Origin of the sequence: Myxococcus stipitatus DSM 14675 (assembly GCF_000331735.1) — a bacterium.
GTDB lineage: Bacteria > Myxococcota > Myxococcia > Myxococcales > Myxococcaceae > Myxococcus > Myxococcus stipitatus.
This window is the reverse complement of the sequence record NC_020126.1, coordinates 5576924-5588669: the sequence shown is the minus strand read 5'-3', so window position 1 is coordinate 5588669 and position 11746 is coordinate 5576924. Positions and strand designations below refer to the sequence as shown.

The 11746-nt window shown below is 64.3% G+C and carries 7 protein-coding genes; 6 read left to right on the top strand and 1 reads right to left on the bottom strand.

Features of this window, described 5'->3' with window-relative positions:
• Nucleotides 1–110: 110 nt before the first annotated feature.
• On the bottom strand, nucleotides 111–1709 hold the full coding sequence (locus MYSTI_RS21490; RefSeq protein ID WP_015349898.1) for an MBL fold metallo-hydrolase: 1599 nt from the start codon (nucleotides 1707–1709) through the stop codon (nucleotides 111–113).
• Here MYSTI_RS21490 and MYSTI_RS21485 point away from each other — a divergent pair.
• The 6 genes from MYSTI_RS21485 (at nucleotide 1708) to MYSTI_RS21460 (ending at nucleotide 11735) form a co-directional block, all read left to right on the top strand.
• Nucleotides 1708–2460: a very short patch repair endonuclease gene (locus MYSTI_RS21485; protein ID WP_338042067.1), complete on the top strand. Its 753-nt coding sequence runs from the start codon at nucleotides 1708–1710 to the stop codon at nucleotides 2458–2460. The genes MYSTI_RS21490 and MYSTI_RS21485 overlap by 2 nt on opposite strands.
• Before the next feature lie 225 nt (nucleotides 2461–2685).
• A complete protein-coding gene (locus tag MYSTI_RS21480) occupies nucleotides 2686–4272 on the top strand; it encodes a DNA cytosine methyltransferase (RefSeq protein ID WP_201768918.1) in 1587 nt (528 codons plus the stop codon).
• On the top strand, nucleotides 4269–6269 hold the full coding sequence (locus tag MYSTI_RS21475) for an ATP-binding protein (protein ID WP_015349895.1): 2001 nt from the start codon (nucleotides 4269–4271) through the stop codon (nucleotides 6267–6269). Before MYSTI_RS21480 ends, MYSTI_RS21475 begins: the two co-directional genes overlap by 4 nt.
• A complete protein-coding gene (locus tag MYSTI_RS21470) occupies nucleotides 6247–8574 on the top strand; it encodes a Z1 domain-containing protein (protein WP_015349894.1) in 2328 nt (775 codons plus the stop codon). The genes MYSTI_RS21475 and MYSTI_RS21470 overlap by 23 nt, the downstream gene beginning before the upstream one ends.
• The gene (locus MYSTI_RS21465) at nucleotides 8567–9520 is read left to right on the top strand and encodes a PD-(D/E)XK motif protein (protein ID WP_015349893.1); all 954 of its coding nucleotides are present in this window, start codon (nucleotides 8567–8569) and stop codon (nucleotides 9518–9520) included. Before MYSTI_RS21470 ends, MYSTI_RS21465 begins: the two co-directional genes overlap by 8 nt.
• 37 nt (nucleotides 9521–9557) lie before the next feature.
• The gene (locus tag MYSTI_RS21460) at nucleotides 9558–11735 is read left to right on the top strand and encodes a UvrD-helicase domain-containing protein (protein ID WP_201768917.1); all 2178 of its coding nucleotides are present in this window, start codon (nucleotides 9558–9560) and stop codon (nucleotides 11733–11735) included.
• Nucleotides 11736–11746 lie beyond the last annotated feature (11 nt).

The window sequence follows — 11746 nt, the reverse complement described above, 5'->3', positions numbered from 1 at the left end:
TTTCGTTCTAGTGGGCTGAGTCTTAAAATACCGCTTTAGCTGTTTCAGCCCTGTGATTGACGGGGAGCCGCGGGTGTGAGGCGTTGGAGGCCGAGACGCTCTGGGTGTGTTCAGACGTCGAGGTGGAACGTGGTGGAGCCCTGCAGCCGCGTCGCGTCCACGCCCCGGGCCTTGCACTCGGCCAGGAGCTTGTCGGACTCCTTCATTCGCGGTGTCTCCGGCGTGGCGGGCGGTCCGATGATGTGCTCGACCCAGGGCTCCAGCCCCATGGCGTAGTTGTAGAGGCGCCGGGCCCCGACCAGCTCCAGCAGCCGCAGTCCCTCCGGCACGTTGCTGCCTCGGCAGCGCCGGTTCTTCTCCATCTTGCGGTCGCGCTTCTTGGGGAAGAGGGCCTCCAGCATCCAGGTATGTGGCGCGCCCTCGATCTCCGTGTTCATGAAGACCGCGTGGAGGTCGCCCACCGCGTCGCGGAGGTTGCGGTAGAGGTGCTCGTCGATGCAGGTGGAGTCGGCCGCGAAGAGCATCTGGTGCTTGCCGGTGCGGATGATCCACGACGACTTGGCGTGCCCCAGGTCGCCGTGCTCGCCGAGGAAGGGCGCCGCGAGCAACTCGCCGTCGGGCAGGGGAATGGACTCCAGGAACTCGGGCTCCAGCACCCGCTGGAAGCCCAGGGAGCGGGCCAGCAGCTTGGGGGAGTAGTCGCCCAGCAGCAGGCCACTGGCGCGGGGCACCACCAGGTGGCCTACGCGGTGGCGCAGGCGCAGCAGCGTCTCGATGTCCAGGTGGTCCGGGTGGCTGTGGGTGATGAGGAGGTAGTCGATGTGGCGCGGCAGGTCCTGGAAGGAGATGCGCGGCGCGCCACCTTGCACGGTGCGCGGCGCCACCACGGCGTCCAGGAGGATGCTCACGCCCTTCCACTCCACGAGCACGCAGGCGTGGCCCACGTAGCGCACGCGGAGGCCGGGGCCATTCCAGGGCTCGGCGGCGGGCACGGGCGCGTCGGAGAGCAGGGGCAGCACCTCCTCGTCGCTCTTCACCGAGGGGCCCAGGAGGTCTCGGATGTAGCCCAGGGGCTTGGGCTCCAGGTCCAGGTGGAAGAGCGCGTCCAGGCGGGCGTCGGCGAAGGGCACGCGCAGCTCGATGTGTCCGGGCTCACGCAGCCGGGGCGTGGACAGCAGGGAGGGGCGGGCGTTGTCGGCTTCGTGCCGCGACAGTCGAAGCGTCTGGAGCTCCGGCTTGTGGTAGCGCGAGCGGTACGCCAGTCCCTCCAGCACGCGCACGAAGGGCCGGTTGTAGTAGTCGTAGCTCAGCTCGACCCGGCCCTTGAGGGGCTCGGGGACACGCTCATAGAGGGGCTCCAGCGATTGGCCCTTGGCCTCCGCGAGGAGCCACGACTGGAACTCCTCGACCGCCTCGGCCAGCTTGATGCGCTCCGCCTGTTCCTCCTGCATCCGCTGGAGGAGCGCCTTCACCTCACCCGCGCGCGCCGCCGGAATCCCCACGAACGACGTCCCGCTGAGCAGCGGATCCTTCGCCGCCTTGGCGTGGAAGTCCGGCGTCTGCAGGTACGCCTTGAGCAGCGGCACTTGATACGTGTGGAGGTGCAGGCTGGCGGGGACGGGGGCGACCGTCATCCACCAGGCCTGCCAATCATGGACGAGCGGCTCGGCGAGCATGAAGTCCGCGAGCCGGTAGAGGGATTGTGTCATGGCGACGGAACTATGCCGAATCACGGATGGCCGGAACAGCGGCGTATCTCGCTTAGGCGTGAAATGCCTGTTCCGGGATGGGATGGCAGGTCGGTCCTTTCCAAGCAAGGCGTGTGACGTTCCTTTGTGTGCAAGGATGGGCTGGATGGGGCTCACAAGATCGGAACAGATGGCCCGCATCCGAGGCACAGACACCTCACCCGAGGTCACGCTGCGACGTGCGCTCTGGTCCCGGGGCTTGCGATACCGCCTTCACACACGGACTCCCGCAGGTAGACCCGATGTCGTCTTCCCGGCCAGTCACGTCGCGGTGTTCATCGATGGCTGCTTCTGGCATGGATGTCCGCTTCACTACGCACGTCCTCGCTCCCGCGAGGAGTTCTGGTCGGCCAAACTGGTGGCCAACGTCGACCGTGATGCGCGCCAGTCCACGCTGCTCGAAGCCGCGGATTGGAATGTGGTGCGAGTCTGGGAGCATGAGGTCGTCGAGGACCTGGCCAGCGCAGTCGAGTTCGTCGAACGCGTTGTGCGGGGCGGCGTCTGTACGTGGTCGGCCCAGCGCCGCGTGCGGCGCGTCACCGTGGTCGATGGCGGCCTGGAGCGTCGTGAGATCGTCGTTCTGGGCAATGCCTCCGAGGTGGTCGAGGTGGACGAGGGGCCACGCGTGACGGCCAAGGCCCGTGCCCTCAAGAAGCAGGACGGGCAGGTCCCGGGGAGGAATCGGGGGAAGTCCGGTCATCTTGCCGGTTGACGGCCGGCTTGATGCTCGCTACGGCTGAAAGGCTCGGTAGAGCAACCGGCGACTGCAGGAAGTAGGATGCCCTCCCAGCGATCAACCCGAGGTGACTGCCTCGGGGTAGCGATCTTTCCTTTGAGTCCCTAGATGCCGCGGCAACAGGTGAAGCACATCCGTCACGACCCGTTGGTTTCGGACCTTTTCCCCGGCGCCCGCTGGTCCCCTCGTCCATCCAGGGATTTGACGACGGCGGGCTCGCTGCCTGGCGCCCCACTCTCTGCCGATGACCTGATTCGAAGGAAGCTTCGCCGCATCCAGGATGGGGGCGCGCTCCGGTACATGGACATGTTCTCGGGCTGCGGTGGCATCTCCCTCGGTTTCCTGACGGCTGGATTCACGCCGGTTGCGTCTGTCGAGAACGACCCGTGGGCCGCGAAGTCGCACGGGGCGAACTTCGGCCCTCGGACTCAGGGCGGAGACCGTCCTGCCCACCACATCCCACGTGATGCCACGACCGAGGACGCAGTCAGCGTGTTCGCCGACCTCGGGCTCACAGGGACTCCCGAGGATCAGATCGACGTCCTGGTTGGAGGCCCTCCTTGCCAGGCATTCGCTCGCGTCGGACGGGCGAAGCTCCGGGAACAGGCGCATCGCCGTCAAGAGGCGACCGCTGACCAGGCGTTCCTGGTGGATGGCCGAGTCAGCTTGTGGCAGCGGTATGTGCACTTCATCCGCGCCACGAAGCCCGTTGCGCTCCTGATGGAGAACGTACCCGACATCCTGAACCATGGCGGCAGCAACGTCGCGGAGCTGGTCTCCAAGAGCCTCGTCGAGGAGGGTTACTCCGTCGCCTACACCCTCCTGAATGCCGCGTGGTACGGGGTGCCGCAGACCCGCGAGCGCATGATCCTCATCGGGTTTCACCGCGCGACGGGCATCATGCCCCGATTCCCGTCGCCGACGCACCATGTGGACCTCCCGTCCGGGTACACGAGCTCGAAGAACACGGCCCGACGAGTGATCCACGAGGAAGGCTCGGAATACCACCGGTGGATGGCGGACCCGACACGGTCCCTGAGCCCGGCGACGACGGCTTCTCAGGCCCTGACAGATCTCCCTCCGCTCTTTGCTCTCGACCTCTTGAAGGCCGGGCAGCTCCGAAGGGGCGCCAAGGACCCCTCAGAGCCAGTGGACTACATCTCGAACAAGCCCTCCACGCCGTACTCGCGGCTGATGCGCGAGTGGAGCGGCTTCGCGACGCAGACCACGACAGGCCATGTCTTCCGCTACCTCCCTCGGGACTACAAGATCTTCGCGGAGATCGACCCGGGCTGGGAGTACCCGGAGGTCCATGCGCATGTAGAGCGCAAGATCTCTTCCTGGCTGGCGGGCCGGAAGCGCCGTGGACTGAGCACGGACGCTCGCGACCCGGATGTCCGCGACTTCATCGCTTTGTGGCGCATCCCGTACGATCCGACGAAGTTCCCGAACAAGTGGTGGAAGCTCGATGCGGGCAAGCCTGTGCGAACCCTGATGGCTCACCTGGGCAAGGATTCATACTCGCATATCCACTACGACTCGGAGCAGGCGCGCACGATCACCGTCCGCGAAGCGGCTCGCCTTCAATCGTTTCCGGACGGCTTCGTGTTCAAGGGGTCGATGAACCCTGCCTTCCGGCAGATAGGGAACGCTGTTCCGCCCCTGTTCGCATATGCCATTGCAATGGGGATGAGAGAGAGTCTCAGGGCCCCCCCGGTCGCTGACATGCGGGTCGAGCTCCTGGGGTTGCCGCAGTCGCACATCTCCACCACCGAAGGCTCACGATGAAGTTCACGATCCTGCGTCTGCTCACCCACTCGGAACTCGGCATGTTCCACGAGTACCGTCGGAGCGGGAGGGAAGGCTCGAAGCAACGTGCCATCAACTTCGACTCGGACGTCGTGGACCGCGTATTTCCCGCAGCCAAGGACTCGGACCGTATCGAGATCTCCTGCCGTTGCTTCGAGGATGCGCAGACGCTGGTGGTGAAGGACCAGTGGCTGAAGAAGCAAGAGAAGAACTGGCGCTTGGAGGGGAACTGCCCCCAGAGCCCATACTACAGCTTTGTCGAGCCCGGCGTCCTGTTCGTGATGGTGGTGGACTCGTCGACCAGTCCGGCATTGGCCTCGTGGATGGTCATTCCGACTGAGCATCCGGCCAGGACTGCCATCATCAATCATGGCGAGAGCGCAAGGCTCAGCACGTCCTCCATGATCGCGCTGCATGGTGATGAGGGCGAGTTCTGCCGGAAGGTCATCGAAGAGCACTTCCCCCAGATGTTCGAGAAGGCGGACATCATGCAGACCCTCCCGACCTCCGGCACGGGGATGGAGCCCGACCCCGTAGGCCTGTTCAAGATCCTGGCGCGTGCTGGCCACAGCCTCCCCAGCGCTGTCGCCGATCTCGTGGACAACAGCCTGTCGAAGGGGGCTTCGGAGATCGACATCACCTTCCCCAATCCCAATCAGGGTGGGCGGTGGATGTGCATCCGCGACAATGGGTATGGCATGACGCCCGAGGGTTTGCGCGATGCGATGAAGATCGGCCATCAGCGGGACTATGATGCAGCCGACCTCGGGAAATATGGCTACGGCCTGAAGGGAGCAGCCTGGTCCCAGGCGGACCGGCTCACCGTGGTCTCCAGATCAGCGGCGGGCCCGGAGAGCGTGCTGACATGGGACAAGGAGCACCTGGAGCGTACCCGTCGCTGGGACATCATCGAGGCTCCGGTGGAGGAGAAGTACACCGCCGTCGTCCGGCTCGGGGCATCGGGGACTGCGGTCCTGCTCACTCGGATGCGCCCTCCGATCGAGGCCCCCAAGGTCAAGGGCGTGGACCCCTATTCGCAGGAGCTTGCGTCCGTCCGCGATCATCTGGAACTGGTGTTCCACCGATTCTTGGAGGGGGCTGTTCGCGGTCGGCAGCGAGTCATCATCCGATTGAATGGCAAGGCTCTTCAGCCGAACAATCCGATGGCGCACCCGCTGACCAAGCCATTCGACCATCACAGCATCGAACTTCCTGGACAGCAGGAGCCCTCGACGCGGCCCATCATCATGGTGCGTGCTCACGTGCTGCCGACCGAGGCCGAGTTCAACGAATACCACAAGTCGCTGACACCCGAGGCGCTGCGCGAGGCGAGGGAGCGACTGACGCTGAACGGGCGGTGGAATGAATCCCAGGGCTTCTACTTCTATCGCCTTGATCGACTCATCAAATGGGGGGGATGGGAGGGGTTGTTCACGAAAGACGAACACACCAAGCTTCTTCGCGTGGCGGTGGACTTCGACCGTCGCTCAGATGAGCAGCTTCAGGTCGACATCAGCAAACAGCTCATCCGATTGCCGGTGGCTCTGACTGACAGTCTCATGGAGGTCCTGAGGACTCCTCGGAGCCATGCGAGGAACCGTTATGCCAAGAAGGTGAGTCAAGGGAGTGGCGGAGGTAGTACCCCGCCTGCTGGAACAGGCTCCGGGACAGGAGACGATGTCACCGGAAAGAAGGGAACAAAGGGGCCTGGACGTACGCCGACGGTTCCACCCCAGCCCACCAAGAAGGAACGGTCGCCACTGCGTCTCGTGGAGGGGAGCGCAGCCTCATGGGTGCGCAAGACGGGATTCACAGGCGAGCATGTAGAGATCTCCCAGCGCATCCCTGGGCTGTTCGCGCTTGCTCAGGCGATCTCCGAGGACATCGAGGCGCAGAAAGCGCTTTCGGAGTTCCTCCGCGTGTTGGAGGACGTGGGGGTCGTGCGGATTCTTGATGGCAAGCCTGATGGACAGTGAATCGAACCGTCACTTCTCCCTGAAGCCCAAGGCCAGACGCTGGACCGACGGTCAGGCGTGGGTGAACTGGTCGCGGCATGAGGCCTACCTGCGCTCCCATCCACGGTGGAAGGCGCATCAAGTCGCCTCCGTCGCGGAGGAGTCCCTTCGAATCATCGCGAAGACCCCACCCCCCGGACGTCCCGAGTTCCAGTGCCGCGGGCTGGTCGTTGGATATGTCCAGTCCGGAAAGACCGCCAATTTCACAGCGGTGGCTGCCAGAGCGGCAGACGTCGGCTATCGTCTGGTCATCGTCCTGTCCGGCATCCACGACTCCCTGCGGAATCAGACGCAGCGGAGGCTCGAGCGAGAACTCGTTGATGTCGGCGTGAACTGGATCACCCTCACGGATCCGGAGTGCGACTTCAAGGAGCCTGAGGTGGCGAACGGCTTTGGTGCCACCGGTACCGTGCTTGTCGTCGCGAAGAAGATCGTCCCCATCCTGGAGCGCCTCAATGGCTGGTTGGAGAAGCTGGAGGGCCAGCTCGCGGATGTACCTTTGCTCCTGATTGACGACGAAGCAGATCAAGCGTCCATCAACACCCGGGGCAATCGTCGCGATCCCAGCGTGGACGAGGACAGGCCCGTCGAAGATGAAAGTCCTTCCCCCACAAACCAGCTGATTCGGGACCTCCTGCGGAGATGCCCCCGGGCGACGTACATCGCATACACCGCGACCCCCTTCGCGAACATCCTTGTTGACCCCGGGGCCTTGGACAACCGTGTTGGCGAGGACCTGTTCCCCAAGGACTTCGTCATCCAGCTCCCGCGACCTGATGGCTACACCGGCACGGAGGAGCTGTTCGGGGTGACCGCTCGACATCGCAACGTACTTCGGGTGGTCGACCCGAATGATGTGAGGGCACTCAAATCCAAGCGACGCAAGAAGGGCGAGCCCCTGGTCGTCCATGGCGCACTGGACCTTCCGCAGTCGCTTTGCGACGCCTTGCTGACGTTCGCGTTGGCAGGGGCCATCCGCGTTCTGCGGGGGCACCAAGGGGTGCCTCACACGATGCTGGTGCACGTCTCCCAGGTCCAGAAGGACCAACTGCGCATCGGGGATGCCATCGAGGAGCAGATCCGGGCATGGTTCAACTACGACCGAGCGGAACCCGGAGCCATTCGCGGGATGATGCGGTCGTCATTGACGGATTTCGGAGAGGTTCAGCTCCCCGCTGATGTGGATGCTGTCCTCGATGAGGCCGTACGGAATCTTGCGCGGCTCGAAGTCGTCGTGCTCAACAGTACGACGGGTGACGAGTTGAAGTACGAGGAGCGCCCCGGACGTCAGTTGATTGCGGTCGGTGGCAACCGCCTCTCCCGGGGACTGACGCTGGAAGGGCTCACCATCGCCTACTTCCTGCGAACGACGACCATGGCGGACACGCTCCTTCAAATGGCGCGATGGTACGGCTTCCGCGACGGGTACGACGATCTGATCCGGATCTGGACCACCGATGGCATCGCGGAGTGGTTCGTGGAGTTGGCCCTCGTCGAGGAGTCCCTGCGGGATTCCATCTTGGTGCTCGACAAGGCAGGGCGGAGTCCGGACGAGATGGCCATTCGGATGCGGGCACACTCCAAGCTCTTGCTGACGAGCAAGGCCAAGAGCCAGATGTTGGAGATGGATGCCCGATCCTGGTCTGCGGAGAATCCTCAGACGATCCTGTTCCCCTTGCGGGATGCCACGTTGCTGGAGCGGAATCTTGAACTGGCGTCGGAGCTGCTCCGTGCGCATCCCCCCACGCAGATGGCCCATGGCGGAGCCATTGCTCACGATGTCCCCGCTCACGACATTGCCGACTTCCTTCGTCACTATGAGGGCCACCCGAACAGTGTGGCCTTCCAGGGGGGGGAGATTGCGGATTGGATCCAGGAGCGAGCCGTTGTCGGGGAGCTGACGGTGTGGACGGTGTTCGTGGCGAACCCGCAACGAGAGCGGCAGCTCCTTCTGGGAGGGGAGCCCTATGGCCTGGTCCACCGCTCGCTGACTGGGAACGAGGCCATCGGGATCCTGACGGACCCGCGCCATGAGGGGGTGGACCTTCATGGCGGCCCGGATCGCTACCGAGTGGCTGCGACGTTCAACGCCCGGATGATGCGGCAGGATCGGCCTCCAGAGCGTGGGTTGCTTCTCCTGTATCCCCTCGATCCCGAACCCTTGCAGGCACACGCGCGGGCAGTCCTGGGGGTGGCGCTGTCGTTGCCTCGTACGAGCGACGATGGCCGCTCGTTCATCGTGAACCGTGGACTTCTCCATGGCTGATGTCACGGCCGGGCGCTGGGACTCACTCCGACAGAGGCGTGCCTCCCAGGGCCTCATCGTCGAGCCGGTCGCGACAGACTTCACGGACTGTCTGTTGGGCATCGCGGCTGACGGCAGGCTTCACTTCCTGGTGGCAGTCTCCAGGGATCCTCCGAGCCTTCCCCCTGACCTCCAGGGCATTGAAGTCAGGCTCGTGGAGAACGAAGGCACGTGGATCGACGTCTCGGCTCGTGGCTACCACGAAGAGCTCCTCACGATGCTCGGGAACAAGATCGTCTTTGCCATTCGCGTCGAGGGGCGCGATCCCGCGACGTCCGTGGAGGCGACGATCCATGATCTGCGCGCTGCTCTCCGTCCCGTGGCCCAGGAACTTGGCGTGGGGGAGCAGGTGGGTTTGTTTGGTGAGTTGTGGGTCCTGTCGAACATCTTGTTCCCCTCACTCGGCGCGCGTGCGTGCCACCTCTGGAGCGGTCCGCTGGGGGAACGGCATGATTTCGTCGGAGACTCGGTCCACATCGAAGTAAAGACCACGACCCGGTCGGACGAGAGGCACGAGATCTCGCGTCTGGATCAGCTTCGATCTCCCGTCGACAAGCAACTCCTGCTCGTGAGCATCCTGCTCGAGCGGTCCATCGCGGGTACCGCCACCATCGCGACTCTGGTGGATGAAGTCGTCGTCAAGCTCGGGATGGACGGACGCGCGATCAATGTCTTCGAGTCCAAGCTGAAGAACCTCGGTTGGAACGAGGGCCTTCGCCAGACGGGATCACTGCTGCGCTTCAACCTCCGTGACGTCCATGTCTTCGAGGTGGCGGGGAGCTTTCCCCGGCTGCCTGACGACTATGTCCCTCCGCGTGGCGTGACAGGCATCAGGTATACCATTGACGTCGCAGCCCGCTCGTCGCTCAGTGCAGCCGAAGTGGAGGCACTGCTTCAGGCCATGTGATGGAGTGAGTTGGAGGCATTGGAATGGGGGGCGAACGTTGAGCACCGTCAAGGTCGTTGTCCGCAAATCCGGGCAGGTGATTGAAACGGTTGCGCGACCGCTCCGCGAGGCGGAAGGTGGACCCGCGGTTGTCTACCGCAGGAGGTTCTGGCGCTACGCTGCTGGTTCCATCGACTTGGACTCCCGGCCACTCGCACCTGACGAGGGCAATGGCCGTCCAGCCGGTTCCGCTCAGGAGGAGCGTTCCGAACCGCGCGCAGTGCCTGCAACGGACGATGCGGGGGACCGCGAGGCCATCCGCACCGCCAGCGCGGGCGTGCGCATGCTCGTGGAGGCAGGGCCTGGAACAGGCAAGACCGAAATGGCGGCGCAGCGGATCGCTGGGTTGATTCGTGCTGGATTGTCTCCGGGGCAGCTTCTGGTCTTGAGCTTCTCCAGAAGCGCGGTGAGAACCCTGACGCGACGGCTCTCTCGTGTTGCCGGTCCTGAGGACCGGGTGCTCGAGGAGCTCCGGCACGTCTCCATCCGGACCTTCGACTCGTGGGTCTTCCGGATGCTGCGGCTGCTTGGTGGTACGCCATCCGCTCTGCTTGCTCGCGAGCATGATGCGAACATTGCGGAACTCACGGCGCTGATTGCTGGGAGTCGTCGGGATGACGTGCGCGCCCTTGCCGGAGACCGACGCCACCTCATCGTAGATGAGTTCCAGGATTTGCCGGGCGTCCGGGGCGAGCTGGTGCTGGCGTTGCTGGAGCTGCTCGCCCCGCCAGGACACCCAGGCTGCGGCTTCACCATCCTCGGGGACCCCGCGCAGGCGATCTACGGCTTCGCCGCTCGTAACACAGCCGGTGCCGTCTTCCCTGGGCCTGCGGAGTATTGGAAACGCGTCCTGAGCGCCTACGGCGCAGGGCTGGATGTACGGACGCTTCGGCGGAACTATCGTGCCAATGCTCCGTTGGCAGGTCTCTCCGCGAAGCTCCGCGGAGTGTTGCTCGGCCCTCGACCTGACGAGGAGAAGCTTCGTGTCATCCGGGAATCCATTGCGGCCTTGCCTGCTCCGACGCAGCCCATCGGTCCGGACTGGATGTTGAATGGCGATGCCGGCAATCGTGCGGTACTCACGCGAACGAATGGTGAAGCACTTCGCGTCATGCAGAAGCTGTTCGGGAGCGAAGTCGAGGGTCCGATGATTCCCGTCCGCCTGCGGGCGGGCGGCCACGCGCTTCTACCTCCAGCATGGATCGCCACGTTGCTGCGACGGCTCCGGTCTCCAGAACCCACTCGCTCGCAGTTCACGAAGATCTATGCACACGTGACGGGGCAGGGAGACATGGCCACCCACCTGAAGTCCCTTCTCCCACCCGAGGATGTGGCTTGGGCCAGGCTCGCCCGTGCGAGCGGAGCGGCGGAGGACACGAGCTCCATCTCCGTGTCAGACCTGCGCGCACGCCTGAACTGGCCCGATGCCTTCCCCGACGACCAGCCGTCGGGCGAAGAGGGGGTCATCATCTCCACCATCCACCAGTCGAAGGGCATGGAGTTCGATATCGTCACGATCCTGGATGCGCGGGACGACGACGGCGCGCCGGGCGAAGACTCGGAGGCGCCAGCGAAAACCTCCGCTGGAGAGGAGGCCAGCGTCGGCTATGTCGCCATCACACGGGCCGGTGGGGTCCTGGAGCGGATGGACGGAGATGCGATCCACCCACCACCACGGAGCCGGAAGTTCCAGGGCGAGCGGCAACGGCTCTGTCACTGGCGAGCTGGATGGGTCAACCTCGAGATGGGGTTGAGGGGAGACCTCGACCCGTTCGGCTTCGTCAACCCGGTCCTTCACGACGGGGCTGCTGGCGTGGAGTCGCTACAGGAGTTCCTGTTGGAGAATGCGCGCCGCCTCGAAGGGCACAAAGTGATGCTGTGCAAGCAGATGGCGCATGGCAAGGCCCTCTGGAACGTGCACCTTCAGCGCGGGAGCTCGCCGGACCGGCTGATCGGCCGCACTGCGCACCAACTGACCTACGACCTGATGCGCCTGTTGAGCGAGAAGGGCTACTCTCTGCCGAAGACCATCATGAACCTGCGGATCGCTGGCGTCGGCACGGTCACTTCCGAGGCCGAGTTCGAGCTTGAAGAGCCTGACCGCTCCAGTCGGCTCTGGCTCGGCGTCAGTCTGTTCGGCATGGGCGATTTCAAGCCGCTCAGGAAGAAGAGCTGATTGCATGTCAG